The sequence below is a fragment of the Streptomyces sp. NPDC048297 genome (genome assembly GCF_043201585.1).
GTDB lineage: Bacteria > Actinomycetota > Actinomycetes > Streptomycetales > Streptomycetaceae > Streptomyces.
Genome location: NZ_JBICZA010000007.1, coordinates 17,615 through 34,523 on the forward strand (window position 1 = coordinate 17,615; position 16,909 = coordinate 34,523).

Here is a 16,909-nt window from a genome sequence, read left to right on the forward strand (position 1 = left end):
ACCTTCCGACGGCCCCGGTCCGTCGTTCCCGCATGCGCCGTTCCCCGGACATGGAGTGCACAACGTGGACACCAAGCACACCGCATCGCGCGACAACCACCCGAGCCGCAGGGGATTTTTCGCCCTTGCCGCAGCGGCCGGCACGGCCGCCGCCCTCGGCGCTCTGCCCGCCTTCACCGCCTCGGCGGCCCCCCTGCGTCCCACCTCGTCCCCCCTGCTGTCCGGGGCCGCCGCCGCGAAGAACCAGTTGTGGTGGCAGGCTCCTAGCGACTCCCACTCGATGATCCAGCAGGGTCTGCCGGTCGGGAACGGGCGCCTCGGGGCGCTCGCGGGCAACGACCCTTCCAGCGAGTTGCTGACCGTCTCCGACGCCACCTTGTGGACCGGCGGCCGCAACGACACCCTGCAGGACGACGGCCAGTTCCCCTACGGCCGGGACGACTTCGGCTCCCTGACCCTGCTGGCCGAACTCACCGTCGACATCCCGGCCCACGACCTGGGCGCCGTCAACGACTACCGTCGCACCCTGGACCTGGCCCAGGGCCTCGTCAGCGCGTCGTACGACCTGTCCGGCGTCACCTACCGGCGGCAGATCTTCGCCAGCCGCCCCGACGACGTCATCGTCCTGTACTTCTCCCAGCAGGGCGGCGGCACCTACACCGGCACCGTCTCCCTCGCGGGCACGCACGGCGAGTCCACCACCGCGGGCGGCACCGGGCGCTGCGCCTCGTTCGGCGCCTCCTTCGCCAACGGGCTGAAGTACGGCGCCGCCGTCACCGCGTACAGCGGCACCGGCAAGGTCACCGTCACGGGTGGGGCGATCTCCTTCAGCGGCTGCAAGGACCTCACCGTCGTGTTCAGCGGCGGCACGAACTACACGCCCGACTCCGCCGCCGGCTTCCGCGACCCGTCCCTGGACCCGGAGCGACTGGCGCGGACCAAGGTCCTGAACGCGGCCGGCCACTCCGCCACCACACTGCTGAACACCCATGTCGCCGACTTCCGCCCGGTGTTCGAGCAGCTGAACATCGATCTGGGCACATCCTCCGGCGCGCAGCGCGGTCTTGACACCTGGCAACGGGTGCAGGCCCGCTACCGGGACGACGTGCCGGACCCGGAACTGGAGGCCGCCTACCTGCAGTTCGGCCGCTACCTGATGATCTCCGGATCCCGTGGCACCCTGCCGATGGGCCTGCAGGGTCCGTGGCTGGACGGCAACGACCCGGACTGGATGGGCGACTACCACACCGACGTCAACCTCCAGATGAACTACTGGATGGCCGACCGGGCGGGCCTGTCCGACTGCTTCGGCACGTTCGCGGACTACTGCCTCGCACAGCTGCCCTCCTGGACGGAGGCCACCCAGCGGCTGTTCAACACTCCCGCCAACAGGTTCCGCAACTCCAGCGGCAAGGTCGCCGGTTGGGCCGTCGCCTTCTCCACCAACCCTTACGGCGGCAGCGGCTGGTGGTGGCACCCGGGCGCGAACGCCTGGCTCTGCCAGAGCCTGTTCGAGCACTACGAGTTCACCCAGGACCGCGCCTACCTCGACAGGATCTATCCCCTCCTCAAGGGCGCCGTGGAGTTCTGGGAGGCCCGCCTCGTCACCACGACCGTCACCGACGCCTCCGGCGTCTCGCGCGAGGTCCTCGTCGACGACAGCGACTGGTCCCCCGAGCAGGGTCCGCAGGACGCCAAGGGCATCACCTACGCCCAGGAACTGGTGTGGAACCTCTTCGGCAACTACCTCACCGCGACCGAGGTGCTCGGCAAGGACGCCTCCTACGGCGCGACCGTCGACGCTCTGCGCCGGCGCCTCTACCTGCCCGTGGTCAGCCCGAAGTCGGGCTGGCTGGAGGAGTGGATGTCGCCCGACAACCTCGGCGAGACCACCCACCGGCACCTCTCCCCGCTCATCGGTCTCTTCCCCGGCGACCGGATCCGCCCGGACGACTCCACGCCCAAGGACATCCTCGCTGGCGCGACAGCCCTCCTGACGGCCCGCGGCATGGACAGTTACGGCTGGTCCAACGCATGGCGCAGCCTGTGCTGGGCGCGGCTGAAGAACGCGGAGAAGGCCTACCAACTCGTCGTCAACAACCTGAAGCCGTCCGCGAACGGCAGCAACGGCTCGGCGCCGAACCTCTTCGACATCATGGACATGGGGGGCGGCCGCGGCATCTTCCAGATCGACGCGAACTTCGGCACCCCCTCCGCGATCGTCGAGATGCTGGTCTACTCGCGGCCGGGTCACGTCGAGTTGCTGCCCGCCCTGCCCGCGGCGTGGGCGGCGTCCGGCTCGGTGTCCGGCGTCGGTGTCCGCGGCGGCTTCGTCGCCGACCTCAGGTGGAAGAACGGCAAGGTCACACAGGTGACGCTGAAGAGCGTCGGCGGCCGTGACACGACCGTCCTCGCGGGCGGCGCCTCACGCAGGATCAGCCTCAAGCCCGGTCAGTCCGTCACGCTCGGCAACCTCGGCTGAGGCCGGTTCCCACAAGCGGCAGTCCATGGTGTCCGCGGACGACGACCAGAGTGGAGATCGACGATGTCACCCAACAAGGAGTACGCGGCGGCGGGTCGCCGTCCGCGTCGCAGAACCCTGCTGACCGTGGCCGGCGCGCTGACCGGCATGGCCCTGACGGTCGCCGCGTTGAGCACCGCGAACGCGGCGAGCGCCACCACGTCCTCGTCGTCGGGCAGGACCACCCGGGTCAGCGCCTGGTCGCCCAGCATGACGACCGGCGGCCCGTCCTTCAGCAACCAGACCATACGGATGGTGGTCCACAGCAGCGTCGCGGGCACGGGCGCGCGCATCACGCTGTCCAACCGGTACAGCACCACCCCGCTCGACCTCACCGAAGTGGACGTCGCGGTCCAGGCGAGCGGCGGCGCGGCGACCCGTGGCACCATACGGAACGTCACCTTCGGCGGCTCCCGCCACGTCACCATCCCCGCCGGCGAGGAAGCCGTCAGCGACGTCGTCCCGATCTCGGTCAGCGCCGGGGAGAACCTGCTCGTCAGCCTCTACGTCCCCGGCACGACGGGCATGTCGACCTGGCACTCCGACGCCTTCGACACCACCTACACGGCCTTCGGCAACCACACCGGCGACGACAGCGCCGCCGCGTTCGGCTCCACCACGACCTCCTGGTACTACCTGGCCGGGCTGGACGTCCTGTCCTCGACCGCGAGGGGCACGGTCGTCGCCTTCGGCGACTCCATCACGGACGGCTACCACTCCTCGACCGGCACCTACACCCGGTGGCCCGACTTCCTCGGACGCCGGCTGGGCGCCGGGCCGGGCCCGCAGAAGCTGAGTGTCGTCGACGCCGGCATCGGCGGCAACCGGGTCCTGACCGACGTCCCGAACCTGTGGCAGGGGGTCCGCGCCCTGAAGCGCTTCGGGCACGACGCCCTCGGTCAGCCGGGCGTCAAGGACGTGATCCTCTTCCAGGGCATCAACGACATCGGGAACAACGCCGGCCCCGACGGCGGGCCGCTGAGCGCCCAGGACCTCATCGACGGCTACCGCACCCTGATCGACGAGGCCCACGCCGCCCATGTCGACGTCATCGGCGCGACTCTGATGCCCGACCAGGGCAACGGCTACTACACGCCGGACGCCGAGGCGATCCGGCAGAGCGTCAACCAGTGGATCCGCACCGGCGGCGCCTTCGACGGCGTCATCGACTTCGACAAGACCATGCGTGACCCCGCGAACCCGGCCGCCCTCAACCCGGCCTACGACTCGGGCGACCACATCCACCCCAACGACGCGGGTATGAAGGCCATGGCCGACGCGATCGACCTGCGCCTGCTGCGTAGCTGACGCACACAGGCACAGGGCCCTTCCAGGGGTGGGGCCCTTCCAGGGGTGGGGCCTTCCAGGGGGTGGGGCCTTCCAGGGGGTGGGCGCCCACGGGCCGGGCAACGGCTCGTGGGCGCCGACCAGCACATGTGTGCCGCCACCACATGTGCGCCTCCGCCACATGTGCGCCTCACGTACACGTTTCTCCGATGGGGCGACACGTACCCGCCCCCGGCTACGCTCCCCCGCATCGTCGCCGCGTCGCGTGATGGGATGAGACGCTCCGGTTCACCGAACGAGAGGTGCCGTCTTGACGCATCGAGCCGTCGGCATTTACTACGCGTGGAGCCGACCCGCGGAGACGGGTGCGCCGCTCGTCGTCATCGAGGACCGCTTCCCGGCCCTGTTCGAGAGCCGCCGCTTCCTGTTCCCTCAGCTCACCGAGTTCGCCGACGCCGAGTGCTTCGACCAGGGCGTGGCCGGCTTCATCGACCACGTACTGCGCCGGAACTTCACCGAGTTCGCCTCCGTGTGCGGCCCTGCGGCCCGGGAGGTCGAGCGGGTGACCGACGACGGCCGGACGACCGGGCTGGACGAGTTGCCGCTCGGTACGCTCGACACCCTGGTCGTCATCAGCTTCGACTCCGACCGCACCCGCCAAGTGGCCACCGACACCGAGATCGCCGCGGTGCGCGACTTCCTCGCCGTCCCCGGCAACCTGGTGTTCGTCGGCCTCCATCACAACGTCGGCGCCACCACGGCCCCGGACGAAGGGCAGCGACTGGCCGTGCAGGCCGCCGAGTCCGCCCATCACGGCGACCGCACCCTGCCCCCGCGGCAGGGATTCGGTGGATACGGCCGTTCCCTGCTCGCAGGCCTGGGCGTCCCGGTGGTGAACCGCTTCGGGCTACGGCCGGCCGTCGCGGCGGGCGGCTCGCCCGCCGCGATCCTGCCCGCACCCGACCGCGACCGGCTCGGCCTCCTCGACGGCGTGCCCCACGCCACCCCCATCTGCCGCACCTCGAACGCCACGGTGCCGCGCCGGCGGACCTGGAGGTGCTCGCGCGTCAGCGAATCGACCCCGGCGCCCCGGCCCATCCGGACGTGGCGGCCCATCCGGACGTGGCGGAGACGTTCGACGCACTGCTGCAGTCGCGCGCCGGCCTGTTCGCCGGTGACCTCCTCGTCGGCAACGCCACCTTGCTCACCTCCACCAACGGCGGGCTGACGAGCCTGCGACGCCTGTGGAGCAACCTCCTGCGGAACCACTCCGGCTGATCCGCCGACCCGCCGGGTCCGCCGTCGTGCGCGCGTGAGCGCTTGTGCCGGTGCGCCGTGCTCACCGGCTGATGCCCTGCTCGGCCGGCGGTCGCACGTCCGCGCCCAGGCGCTCGCGCGCGAGCTGGGCAAATCTGCCGATGGCGGGCATGGAGCGGTGGGTGCTGTAGGCGAGGGCGATGGTCACGGGGGTGACATCGACGAGGGGTACGACGACGACTTCCGGGTGCGCAGGCCGGCGAGCGAGGCCACCCGGCCCCTGCTGCCCTGGGCTCCACGGATCCAGCTGCCCGTCGACGCGGCACTGCCCGTCCTCGATCAGCTCTACGACGACGCTCACCGCTACGTCCGCACCTCCGTCGCCAACCACCTCAGCGACATCGCCGCCGGCCGGCCCGACCTCGTGCTGACCACCCTTCAGCGGTGGAAGCGGTCGGGCCGACTCTCGGACGAGCACTTCGCCTTCATCGCCCGAGGCGCCCTGCGCAACCGGCTGAAGGGGGGGCTGGCCGCCCGCCTACGCGATCCTCGGCTACGCCCACGACGCGCCCATCGCGCTCACCCCCCTCGTCCTGGAGCGCACCGGACTCCGCGACGGCGACACCCTGAACTTCTCCGCCGCTCTCACCGCCACCACCACACCAGTCCACGTGATGATCGTGATCGCCACCACGGGGCTGAACGGCCGGCCGTGGGAGAAGGTCTCCTTCCTGCGCCGTGCCAGAGCCGAAGCCGGCCAGGAACTGCGGCTCGCCAAGGCGTACCCGCTGCGCTCGACCGCACGGTGGAGGGTCTCACCGGGCTCCTACTCCCTCGCCCTCCAGGTCAACGGCCGCCGATTCCCCTCCGTCGCCTTCACCACCCTCAACATCTGACACCCTCCCGCCGGTCCTGCCCTGAACACCCACCGCACGGCCGCGGCGGAATTCCGCTGCGGCCCGGTCCGTGCTGTCCGCACCCCCCTGAAGGAGTGAACCGACCTGATCGAACGAATTTGAGTCGCGACCGCCCAGAGCCCGCCCGCCCTGCCCCTGGCATGAGAACTCCTGTTCACCAAATGCCCTCCGATCGGGCCGTGACGGGACCAGGTCCAGTGCGTTTTTAGAGCATCAGTGCCACACCGACGCCCAGACGGAGGACACGCCATGCATCCCACTCCTGCCCCCTTGCGGCAGCCTCCCGGAATCGAACGGCGGCCCGGCGTGATCACGCACAGCATTGACGACAAGCTCAGCTCAGCACGTCCGGATACGGGGTGGGCGGCATGAGTGAGCCCACCGATGCCTCAGCCGCCAGTGTTCCGGGACCGCGCACCACCCCCGCAGCGTCGCCCTCCACTCCGTCCTCCGGACCGTCCGCACCCTCGCCGGGGGGCGTTTCGCCCGCGGCCACTCCCGAGCCTCAGATGCGGTACGTCGACCTGACCGGCAGCCGCGAGGCAGCCGGCCGCTCGATCCGGATGCGCGACATGGCCCGCCGCCTGCCGCAACTGGTCCGCCGCTCGCTGGCTCTCGCCTGGCGCGTCGACCGACGAGCGACCGTCGGCCTCCTGCTGTGCCAGACCGTCACCGGCGTGATGCAGGCCCTGGGCCTGGTCGCCATCGCCGGCACCCTGACCGCCCTGCTGCGCAGCGGAGACGTCTACCACCGGCTCCTTCAGGCGTGGCCCTCCGTCGCCCTGCTCGCCGGGGCCGCCGGCGTACGCGCGCTCCTCGGCATCACCGTCAACTGGCTCTCCTCCCGGCTGGGCCCGCTGATGTCCCGCGAGGCCGAACAGATGCTGCTCACCGGCTGCGCCGAGGTCGAGCTGTCCGCGTACGACGACCCTGACTTCAACCGTGACAGGGAAGCCGCCGACCGCGGCGCCCAGGTCACCGGCGACCTGATCAACGAGGGCCAGGACCTGATCGCGTCGGGGGCCGGCTTCCTCGCCGGGGCGATCGTGCTGACCGGCGTGCACTGGGTCCTCCTTCCCCTCCTCGTCGCAGCCAGCCTCCCGCAGGCCCTGGCCCAGGTGAGTGCCGCGCGCGTCCGGTACCTGGCGAACCTCCGCAGCAACGGCGACAACCGGATGCTGTCGGTGCTGCGCTGGCACATCTACACGAAGGACGCCGCGGACCAGATCCGCGCCGGCACCATGGCCGACTTCCTGTCCGGCCGGTACCGGCAGACGGTCGCCCGGATCAACCGCGAGGACCGGGCCGCGGCCGACAAGGGCGCCCGGATGTCCCTGGTCGGCGCGGTGTGCGGAGGGCTGGGGTCGGCGGTGGTGTGGGCGGCGGTCGTATGGCTGCTCGCGACCGGCCGTATCACCGTCGGGCATGCCGGGACGGCCGTCTTCGCCCTGCAGACGGTAGGCATGTCGGTCCGCGGCCTGGTGGCCGTCGGTGCGCGCGCCGTGCGGACGGGGCTGTACATGGACGACTGGAGCGGCTTCCTGGACAAGGCCGGCGGCTTCCGTATGCACCGGGGTCCGCACCGCCCTGAGCCGCCGGAGACGATCGAGGTCAAGTCGGTCACCCACCGGTATGCCGGCAAGGACCGCGACGCACTGTCCGACGTCTCTCTCACCTTGCGCCGCGGCGAGGTCACCGCGCTGGTGGGCTTCAACGGCTCGGGCAAGTCGACGCTGTCGAAGCTGGTCAGCGGCCTCTACCTGCCCACAGACGGGCAGGTGCTGTGGGACGGCGTCCCCACCGACGGCGCCGATCCGCAGGCTCTGTGGCGCCAGGTCGCCCTCGTGCCGCAGGACTACGCGCACTGGCCGCTGACCGTGCGGGAGAACGTGACCCAGGGACAGCCCACGGCGCGCGGCGACGCGGCGGTCCGCGAGGCGTGCAAGGCGGCCGACGCTGACGAAGTCGTCGACAAGCTCGGCGCCGGCCTGGACACCCTCCTGGCCCGCGAGTGGCTCAACGGGGAGGAACTGAGCGGCGGCCAGTGGCAGCGCATCGCCCTGGCGAGAGCGTTCTTCCGCCAGGCCGGTCTGCTGGTGCTCGACGAGCCGACGGCGAACCTGGATCCCCGCGCCGAGTACCGCATCTTCCAGCGGCTTCGGGACCTCGCCCGGGACCGGGCGGTATTGCTGGTGACCCACCGCATCACCAATGTCGCCATCGCCGACCGCATCCTGGTCCTCGACGACGGCAAAATCGTCCAGCAGGGCACCTACGCCCAGCTCTCCCAACAGGCCGGCTTGTTTCAGCAGTTGCTGTCCTACCAGATCACGTCCGAGCCGGACGGCGATAAGCGCGAGACCCCCGCATGAGCGGCCCCGGCGCCACCTCTGTACGCCCCACCGAAGCGTCCGCACCCACGGCCGCGGACGACCCCGCCCTTCCCATGCCGTCCCGAGGTGATGACGTGCCGCTCACCCGTTCCCCCATCCGCGCGACCACCGAGACGTACCTGGCCCGGCATCCACACGAACGGGAATCCCTGGCCGGGCTGTTGTCCCTCCTGGACGGAGCCGACGCCCCGGCCGGCCGTGCCACGCTCCCCGGTCACGTCACTTGCGGCGCGGCGGTCATCGACCGGGACCAACGCTTTCCGCACATCGGCCACAAGGTCACGGGGCTGCTCCTCGCTCCGGGTGGCCATGTCGAGGACGACCGGACGCTCCTGGCCGCGGCGCTGCGGGAAGTGTGCGAGGAGACCGGCATCCGGCCGGGCGACCTGTGCCTGACTCCGCAGTTCCTCGGGGCTCCGATCGACATCGACGCCAACGCCGCCAAGGGCGAAGGCTCCCACCAGCACTTCGACTTCCGCTTCGTCTTCTGCCTCGTGCCCGAGCAGCATCCCCGGCTCACCTTGCAGGACGATGAGGTTGCCGGCGCCCGGTGGCTCGACTTCGCCGACGTCAGGTCCCCGACCTTGCGTGCCAAGCTCCTGGCCGCCCGAGACCAGGGCCTCGACGGGCGGCCAGAGCCCGTTAACGCCTCCGCCCTGATCCACGACGGCCACGGCAGATACCTGCTTCACCTGCGGGACCAGCGTGAAGGAATCTGGGCCCCTGGCACGTTCGCTCTCCTCGGCGGCGGCCGTACGGTGGAGGAGGCCGGCCTGGAGGCGACCTTGCGGCGGGAGCTCGCCGAAGATGTCCCGGGCCTGGAGATGATAGGCTTGACGCCGTATGCCGTGGAAGAGGCGACGAGCGTCGACGGCTTCGCGGTGCCGATCCAGGTCTTCGTGGGCCGCTGGAGCGGTGATCCGGAGACGGTGGAGCTGCAAGAGGGCGTGCTGCTGCGGTGGTTCACCCCGGACACGCTGGAACAGCTGCACCTGAGCCCGGGTCTCGGTGACCTGATCCGCCGGCACGCGGCAGAGCATCCCCCCGCCGGCAGTCCGCCGGCCAGGGCCCTTGGCGCAAGCAAAGACCTCGAACGCCTCCGCCTACGCGCCTGGGCCCACATGCTCGGCTTCCGCCGCCACTTCTCCACCAAGTCCCGCCGCTACTCCACCACCCTCGGCACCCTCCGCGGACGCCCGCGCCGAATGGCGCCGCGCACAATCGGCAGCAGCCGCCAGCCCCTACCCGGACACGACGTACGTCCTGGCGCACTGGGTTTTCGCCGGCACCGGCCTCAGCCCCGCCGAAACATGGCTCGCCGCATCCCTCGGACCCGCCCCCAGAGCGGAAGGAGAACCCACTCATGCCTGACGACGAGCTGCTGACGGTCCCAGAGGTCATGCGACACGGCTGAAGCTAGGCCGTTCTACGGTCTACGACCTGATCCGTTCCCGCCGGCTGCATTCCCTCACGATCGGCCGTGCCCGCCGTATTCCGGCCTCCGCCCTCGACACATACATCCGCCATCACCTGGAAGGGGTCGCCTGATGCCCGTACCGCGCAAGAGGACTCGCGCCAACGGGGAGGGGACCGTCTACCAGCGCAAGGACGGCCGCTGGGAAGCCGCCGGATACGTCCTCGCCCCCGGCAACACCCGCCGCCGCGTCCGCGTCTACGGCACCACCCGCAAAGACGCCCTGGCCAAGCTCACCGAGAAGATCGCCGCCAGCAACCGCGGCCTACCCGTCCCCTGCGCGCAAGGCAGCGTGGCCGCGTACCTGACGTACTGGCTGGAGAACGTCGCCATACACCACCTCCGCGAGAACACCCATACGCGGTACGCCGCCTGCGTCAACCGGTACCTCATTACCGGCCTGGGCAAGAAGAAGCTCACTAAGCTCACCGCCAAGGACGTCCGCACCTGGCTCAATCAGCTCCGAACCACCTGCCAGTGCTGCACCCGTCGCCTCGACGCCCGGCGCGACCAGCCCCGCTGCTGTGCCGTCGGCCAGTGCTGCCACAAGCTGCTCTCCCCGCTGACACTCACCTACATTCACTCGGTGCTCAAGTCCGCCCTGGAACACGCCGTCCGCGAAGAGGAGATCCCGCGCAACGTCGCCCGCAACGTCCGCACCGGCACCCCACGGCCCCGACGCTTCGAACCCCTCACCGCCGACGAAGCCCGCCAGTTCCTCGCGGCCACGCGCGGACACCGGTTGCACGCGCTGTTCGAACTCGCGCTCCACACCGGACTCCGCAAGGGCGAACTCCTCGGCCTGCGCTGGGAAGACCTCGACCTTGACGCGGGCGCCGCCGCAATCCGCCGAACCCTCCAGCGCACCAGCGCAGGCGGGCTCACCACGCTGCCCACCAAGACCCGGGCCTCCGAGCGCCGCATCGCCATCCCCACCCGCTGCGTCCGCTCGCTGAAGCTCCACCACGAGCAGCAGCAGCGCGAGCGCGAGGCCGTAGGCCCGGCGTGGCAGCACAGCGGGCACGTGTTCACCACTGCGCAGGGCGGAGCTATCGACCCCACCAACCTCACCCGCACCTTCACCACGCTCCTCCGCAAGGCCGGCCTCCGCCGCATCCGCTTCCATGACCTCCGCCACTCGACCGCCACGCTGCTCCTGGAACAGGGCGTCGAACTCGTCGTCATCAAGGAACTCCTCGGCCACGCCCACATCGGCGTCACCGCCACCGTCTACGCTCACGTCCGACTCCGCCTCCAACGCGACGCCATCGACCTCCTCGGCAACGCTCTCCGCAACCCCGCCTCCCGGCCCGACGACGGCGACGAACCACCACTGTGTGCAGCACCCGTCCGCTGACGTTGCCGTCAACTACTGCCGTCACCCCACGCAGAAGCCCCGCCAGGACGCACCTGACGGGGCTTCACTTTGCTGGCGCTATCGACCCATTAAGCGGGATTCGTTTCACGCCAACATTTCATGCGACCGAGAGCTAACCCTGATACTGGGCCCCTCAGAAAACTCCCAAGAGAGTCGAAGCTACCCTGACCGAAGCATCTTCATCTGAGGGTCAAAACAGTTCAGTCCAAACCTGTTGGCAACCTGTGCCACATACGCGGACGCCATATCTGCACTACTCCACGCGAGCGCGATGTAAACGTATGGCCCACTTGCCCCTTTGGAAAGTGGCGTTGCAGCCCAGGGCGTATCGTCTCCGGTATCCCTATCAGGCCAGCGCCCAGTGAGGGCGGCCAGGAAGTCGGCGACGACGCTTACTACCGGGAACAGCTCATCGCCATCGAGGTACTCGTCGTACAGGTGATTATGCACCCTAGCCGCTTCGCGATCATTGGACGGCACATCCCCTTGCCAAACCGCCAGGTCGTAGCTCATCTTTCACTCACCTCGTCTCGCGTGCAGCAGAGCTCGGCGCTTGCCAATGCTCCCTCCCTGACTCCTCCTACCATGCCTTTGCCCCGCCATAAAGGATCACGTTGACGTCGGCCTGCGGGAGCAAATCGCCACTCTTCAAGCCCCAGCTACTCAGTTGGTCGGATCGCAGAATTACATTCCCGCTGTCCCCAAGCTGCCCATACACAGTCTTCTGCTGCGGTGACAGTCTGGCCGAAGGTCCATTCTTCACTTCAAAATACTCGGGCGCACCCAAGCCGGGGCCATTCCTGGTTGCGACGACATCAACATACGATATCGTCCCGTCTTTAGCTTCAAGCTTCACGTGCGTCCCCATGATCGTGTAACCCCGGTCCTGAAGCTCCTGGACAGCTCTTGCTTCGCCCGCTGCTCCCTTGGCCGGGCCGCACGGTCCGCTGTTGTGAACGAGGACCGGCGTCTCGCCCGCCAGCACATAGTACGTGTGCTACGCGACCCCTCTCTATCTGCGTATTCGCAGATCAGCGGCGGTTTCGGGTTCCGCTGGTGTCCGTGGTTGTGCGCGGAAATCCGTGGGTGTTGCCGTCGCTACTGCCGTCAGCGGCGGGGGCGGCGGGAATTGGCGCCGTCTTCCGCCTCGCCTTCATCTCTGGGCGTATCGGGCCACCGTGTACGCGGTTGGGGCGGTGAGCCGTGCCCCTGTGCCGTCGAGAATGTCCAGGACCTCGAAGCCGGCACCCGCCGCGTAACGCTCCAGTTCGCGGGGGAACAGGACACGCCTGCGGATCTCGTCCTGGGCCTCCTCGCCCGAGGGGAGCACCCAATGTCGGTGCATGGTGTTGATCTGGGTCCGCAGGTCCCACTCATATCGGATGGTGACCGCCGCGGGTCCGCTTGGTGTGTCCACCGCTGCCGTGGTCGGATCGGTCTGGGTGATCGGGGCGATTGGGGAGCACAGCACGAGCAGTGCGCCCGGCCGGGCGTGGGCCGCGAAGGTGGCGAAGACCTGGCTGATCTCCTCGTTGTCGTGCACGTAGGCGAGGCTGTTGCCCATACAGGTCACTACGTCCATGCGCTGGCCGAGTCGTACGGTGCGCATGTCGCCGGTGCGGATGTCCAGCTCCGGCCGGGCCTGGTGGGCGTGGTCGACCAGGCCGGGCTGGAGGTCCACGCCGATGCAGTCGAAGCTCTTGGCCAGGATCTCCAGGTCCCGGCCGGTGCCGCATCCGAAGTCGACCAGGGTCCGGGCGGCCGGCCGGTGCAGCTCGATCAGGGTCTGGCACATCCCGGCGCTCGCGCTGTCGGACTGGACCAGGTCGTAGAGCGCCGGATCGCGGTACAGGAGGTTGGTGGCTTCCACGTGCTCGGCTTCCGTGTTGGGGCTGGTCACATGAGGCTTCGCAGTCCGACCTCCAGCGCGAGCACGTCGCACAACAGATCGGGAACGACCGGGGCAGCGTCGGCATCCCTCCGCGCCTCGGCGAGCGCCTTCCCGTCAACGTAGCCGACGTCCACCAGGATGGACTCCTTCAGCATGTCGTCCAGTACGGGCAAACCGTAGGACCGCAGCCCCTTCTCCAAGACAGCCAGGAAGTTTTCCGGCTCGGCCGGCTCGGCCACCCACTCGGGCAGCCCGGCCCGCCGGATCCGCTCGCGGAAAAGCGCCTTGCCGCGCTTGTGCTCGTGCGGTAGCTGCTCCATGAACCGCACGATCCGCGGGTGCACGAGCGGGCTCACTGGCCAGACTCCTGCCCGGAGGAATCCGGGGTTGTGCATCCCGAACGCCATCAGGGTCGGTACGGGCAGCACCGGAATAGGGGCCAGGTGCTCGTTCACCTCGGCGAGCGCTCGGACAGCCTTGCTGCCGAGCCACGGCACGGGTTCCGGCGTCGGCAGTTCGGCTTGCGTTCTGGAGTGGTGGGCGTTGATCTCGTCTCCGCCGCTGCCCGTGAACATGACCTCGCACCGCCGGGCGGCTGCCTGCTCGCGTACGACGTCGAACGCCTCCTGGTAGAAGGCTCCCGCCGGATCGTGCGGCTTGCGCAGGGCTCGTACGCCTCCGGGGCAGAAGGGTGGGTGCTGCATGGCGGGGGTGGCCGTGTCCCGGAAGTCGCAGTGCTCCGCAAAGGCCCGGCGTCGCTCGCTCTGTTGCCTGCCGGTGCTTCCTCCCACCAGCAGGCCGAAGCTGTGCACCTCGGGGAAGCGGGCGGCCTTCACAGCCAGGGCGACATTTCCGGAGTCCGCGCCGCCGGACAGCTCGACGCCCACGCACCCGGTTGCTGTCGGCGCCTGGCGGATCACATCGGTCAGCAACTCGTGCAGAGCGGCGAGTGGATCAACGCCGGGCCGCAGCGTACGCGGCTCAAGGACGTGTTCGGCCGGCTCCGGGTAGTGGATGCTGAGTCCCGAGGTGGTGAACGTGGCCGATGCCCGTTCGGTGAGGCGGTAGACGCCTTCGAACAGCGTCTCGGACGTGTAGCGGTGTTGCCTCGTCAACGTTCGGGCGACGACGCGTGACACCAGGCCGTCAGCCTGTAGATGCGGTCGCAGCATCGTCAGGTCCCATGAGGCGTGCAGTGCGCCGGCCTTCTCTGTCAGGTAGAGCGGAGCTGTGCCGAAGACGCCTGCCGCCAGGCGGGCTTGTCCGGGCTCCATGGTGAGTTCGATGAAATCGGCCTCACCCCGCTTACACTCCTTCACCCGGACCCGTACGCGCGGTGCCTGGTCGTCGTTGACCTCCATGACCAGCGTGGACACGTTCGCGGGCTCGATCCAACTCTCGCCGTTGATCCAACGGCCGCCCTGCGAACTCCACTTGGGATCCTGGAGATCGGTCAGGCGCAAACGCATCGACAGCATGTCGTCCCTTTCCGATGTCGTGCGGCGGGGCGGGGCCGCGAACGACCCCGCCCCGCCTGGCCTCAGCCCTGGATCACTTGCTGCAGTGGTCGCCGTTGTTGTCGCCACCGCCCGGCATCTTGTCGAACAGCGCGGCCTCTACGGTCGGGACGCCGGTGATCAGGTCGCCGGTGAACAGCTCGTCCACGTTCATCGCTTTCTCCCTTACGGTTTTCAGTGGACTCCGCGGCTGATGCTGCGGAGTTGGACCCGTCCGGCTGCCGGACCCTTGCGAAGAAGGCAGCCGGTCGGGGTGCCCGCCGCTTCGAGCGGCGGGCCCTCCCTCGTCACAGGCGGGGCGCCTGGACGCGTGACGGGGAGGAGTCAGTGGGTGTGGATGCGGCGGCCATGCCGACGAAGCCGACCGATCCCGAGATGGTGAGGATCAGGAACGGTCCGGCGTAGCGGCCGACGACTGCGGCCGGCCCCTTCACAGTCGCTCTCCACGGCTGCGCTCGTTGACCTCGCGTACTGCGGCGCTCAACTTCGCCCCATCCTCAGGCGTGGTGCGGCGGTGCTGCGGGCAGCGGCATGGCGGGAACCGATTCGAACCCAGCGGCAGATCCGCGCCCTCGTAGGTGTCGATCCTCAACACCCCGTCCGTGCCCAGCTCCTCGGTCATTCGGGCCAGGCGGGCCCGTGCTTCGCTTCTCATCCATCAGTCCCTCAGACGACGGCTGCGGCGAGGTCTCGCCGTTTCCTGCTGCCTCTACGCAACCGCACGACCACGCACAGCGGTACCGTTGCCGCAGCGCCAGGACTTGAAAGCCTTGAAAGTTCGCAAGAGCAAGGGAAGTTGAGGGCATGGCCAAGCGTGAACCGAACGTGGCACTGGGGCGCCTGCTCGCCGAGAGCCGCTGGACTCACCGCCAGTTCGCGCGGGCGGTGAACCGCGTCGGCACCGAGACCGGCACTCCCCTGCGCTACGACGAATCGGCGGTGAGCCATTGGCTCAGCGGCACCGTCCCTCGCGGTGCGGTGCGTGCATGCGTCCTCGAAGCCCTCGCCCGCCGCCTCGGCCGACCCGTCACCCATGGCGAAGCGGGACTGCCCGTTCCACGCGATCGCTCCTCCGCAGCTACGGATACCGTGGAAGGGGTGATCGACCTGGGGAGGCTGGATATGGACCCGTCCCGCCGCAGCGTCCTGGGTGTCGGCCTGTTCTCCGTGGCCGTCACCATTCCCGGCTGGCCTGATGTGGTCGGGCGTGCCGATGCCGTCCAGTCCGGCCGCGCCACACGCATCGGCATGAACGAAGTGGACATGGTCATCGCCATGACCGAACGTGTCTCGGAACTGGACGACGAGTTCGGCGGCCGTCATGCACGCCCCATGGCTGCCTCGTTCATGGTCAACACGGTGGCCTCCTACCTGCGTGCCGACGCACCCGAGGAGGTGCGCAAGGCCATGCTGTCCGCCGCCTCGGACCTGCTCTACCTGACCGGCTACATGGCCGTGGACGAAGGGCTGCACGGCCTCGCGCAGCGCTATTACGTCAAGGCCCTGGAGCTGGCGGGCGCGGCTGAGGACCACCTGACGTACTGCACCACCCTGCGGGGGATGAGCGTCCAGGCGGTCGACCTCCGCCACGGGGCGAAGGCCATGGAGCTGGCCGATGCCGCTGCCGCCGCCTCCCCGAAGGCCGGCCCCCGGATGCTGGCCTTCCTCTCCGGTCAGCAGGCTCATGCCGCCGCGCAGACCGGCGACCGTACTGGCGCGCTGCGCCACATCTGGAAGGCTGAGGCGGCCATGGACCGTGCCGAGTCGCGCGGCAAGGCGTTCGGCTCGTACGACCCCTCTTCGCTCAACTATCACGTCAGCCAGGTACGTTACGAACTCGGCGACAGGTCCGGAGCCGTCGAAGCCATGCAACAAGCCGACCGGCTCCGCCCCAGCGTGTACCAACGCACGCGAGTACACCGTCGTGGCCTGTTGGCCGAACGACAGCTGGAACTCGGCCACCTGGAAGCGGCCTGCACCACCTGGCACCAGGCCCTCGATGACTACCCCAAGGTGCAGTCCGGCCGCGCCGACGACCGCGTGAAGTCGATGTTCGGCCTCTTGCGCCCACATCTGAAAAACGCGGCGGCCCGCGACCTGTATGAGCGAGCACGGACGATCGCGCCACCGTCGCTGGTCGCCTGATCCCCGCCCCGACTTCGAGCTCAGCCACAGAAAGTCAGCCACGACGGCGGGTGCGCCGAGAGATCACCCGCCACGTGTGTCTCCAGCAACCCGCGCCGGCCTCAGCCCAGTTATCTCCATCGTCACGGC

General features: G+C 69.3%; 13 protein-coding genes and 2 pseudogenes. 9 read left to right on the forward strand and 6 right to left on the reverse strand.

The window, feature by feature from the left end:
- Positions 1 to 64 precede the first annotated feature (64 nt).
- The 3 genes from ACGFYV_RS09635 (at position 65) to ACGFYV_RS09645 (ending at position 5,036) form a co-directional block, all read left to right on the forward strand.
- Positions 65 to 2,482 carry a glycoside hydrolase N-terminal domain-containing protein gene (locus ACGFYV_RS09635; RefSeq protein WP_393877808.1) on the forward strand — a complete coding sequence of 806 codons (2,418 nt, stop codon included), beginning with the start codon at positions 65 to 67 and terminating at the stop codon, positions 2,480 to 2,482.
- A 63-nt stretch (positions 2,483 to 2,545) separates the two neighbouring features.
- A complete protein-coding gene (locus ACGFYV_RS09640) occupies positions 2,546 to 3,829 on the forward strand; it encodes an SGNH/GDSL hydrolase family protein (RefSeq protein WP_393877809.1) in 1,284 nt (427 codons plus the stop codon).
- A 289-nt stretch (positions 3,830 to 4,118) separates the two neighbouring features.
- A complete protein-coding gene (locus ACGFYV_RS09645) occupies positions 4,119 to 5,036 on the forward strand; it encodes a hypothetical protein (protein WP_393877810.1) in 918 nt (305 codons plus the stop codon).
- A 111-nt stretch (positions 5,037 to 5,147) separates the two neighbouring features.
- On the opposite strand, the gene ACGFYV_RS09650 is transcribed toward ACGFYV_RS09645, so the two are convergent.
- Positions 5,148 to 5,426 (reverse strand): hypothetical protein, encoded by a 279-nt coding sequence (locus ACGFYV_RS09650; RefSeq protein ID WP_393877811.1) that lies wholly within the window; start codon positions 5,424 to 5,426, stop codon positions 5,148 to 5,150.
- Positions 5,427 to 5,736: 310 nt separating this feature from the next.
- Between ACGFYV_RS09650 and ACGFYV_RS09655 the strand changes: the two genes are divergently transcribed.
- The 5 genes and pseudogenes from ACGFYV_RS09655 (at position 5,737) to ACGFYV_RS09675 (ending at position 11,206) form a co-directional block, all read left to right on the forward strand.
- Positions 5,737 to 5,961: a hypothetical protein gene (locus ACGFYV_RS09655; protein ID WP_393877812.1), complete on the forward strand. Its 225-nt coding sequence runs from the start codon at positions 5,737 to 5,739 to the stop codon at positions 5,959 to 5,961.
- Positions 5,962 to 6,491: 530 nt separating this feature from the next.
- The gene (locus ACGFYV_RS09660) at positions 6,492 to 8,354 is read left to right on the forward strand and encodes an ABC transporter ATP-binding protein (protein ID WP_393877813.1); all 1,863 of its coding nucleotides are present in this window, start codon (positions 6,492 to 6,494) and stop codon (positions 8,352 to 8,354) included.
- Positions 8,351 to 9,746: pseudogene (locus tag ACGFYV_RS09665) on the forward strand (replication initiator). Before ACGFYV_RS09660 ends, ACGFYV_RS09665 begins: the two are co-directional and overlap by 4 nt.
- A pseudogene (locus ACGFYV_RS09670) lies at positions 9,739 to 9,923 on the forward strand (helix-turn-helix domain-containing protein). The pseudogenes ACGFYV_RS09665 and ACGFYV_RS09670 overlap by 8 nt, the downstream one beginning before the upstream one ends.
- Entirely contained in the window at positions 9,923 to 11,206 is a 1,284-nt protein-coding gene (locus tag ACGFYV_RS09675; protein WP_393877814.1) for a tyrosine-type recombinase/integrase, read from the forward strand. Before ACGFYV_RS09670 ends, ACGFYV_RS09675 begins: the two are co-directional and overlap by 1 nt.
- A 180-nt stretch (positions 11,207 to 11,386) precedes the next feature.
- Here the strand turns inward: ACGFYV_RS09675 and ACGFYV_RS09680 are convergent, their stop codons facing one another.
- From ACGFYV_RS09680 to ACGFYV_RS09700, 5 genes are all read right to left on the reverse strand, one after another.
- Complete coding sequence (locus ACGFYV_RS09680) at positions 11,387 to 11,740, reverse strand: hypothetical protein (protein ID WP_393877815.1); 354 nt, start codon at positions 11,738 to 11,740, stop codon at positions 11,387 to 11,389.
- A 640-nt stretch (positions 11,741 to 12,380) separates the two neighbouring features.
- On the reverse strand, positions 12,381 to 13,127 hold the full coding sequence (locus tag ACGFYV_RS09685) for a class I SAM-dependent methyltransferase (RefSeq protein WP_393877816.1): 747 nt from the start codon (positions 13,125 to 13,127) through the stop codon (positions 12,381 to 12,383).
- Positions 13,124 to 14,479: an asparagine synthase-related protein gene (locus ACGFYV_RS09690; protein WP_393877817.1), complete on the reverse strand. Its 1,356-nt coding sequence runs from the start codon at positions 14,477 to 14,479 to the stop codon at positions 13,124 to 13,126. The genes ACGFYV_RS09685 and ACGFYV_RS09690 overlap by 4 nt, the downstream gene beginning before the upstream one ends.
- 443 nt (positions 14,480 to 14,922) lie before the next feature.
- Positions 14,923 to 15,069: a hypothetical protein gene (locus ACGFYV_RS09695; protein WP_393877818.1), complete on the reverse strand. Its 147-nt coding sequence runs from the start codon at positions 15,067 to 15,069 to the stop codon at positions 14,923 to 14,925.
- Positions 15,066 to 15,290 carry a hypothetical protein gene (locus tag ACGFYV_RS09700; protein ID WP_393877819.1) on the reverse strand — a complete coding sequence of 75 codons (225 nt, stop codon included), beginning with the start codon at positions 15,288 to 15,290 and terminating at the stop codon, positions 15,066 to 15,068. The genes ACGFYV_RS09695 and ACGFYV_RS09700 overlap by 4 nt, the downstream gene beginning before the upstream one ends.
- Before the next feature lie 149 nt (positions 15,291 to 15,439).
- Here ACGFYV_RS09700 and ACGFYV_RS09705 point away from each other — a divergent pair, with 149 nt between their 5' ends.
- On the forward strand, positions 15,440 to 16,780 hold the full coding sequence (locus ACGFYV_RS09705) for a tetratricopeptide repeat protein (RefSeq protein ID WP_393877820.1): 1,341 nt from the start codon (positions 15,440 to 15,442) through the stop codon (positions 16,778 to 16,780).
- Positions 16,781 to 16,909 lie beyond the last annotated feature (129 nt).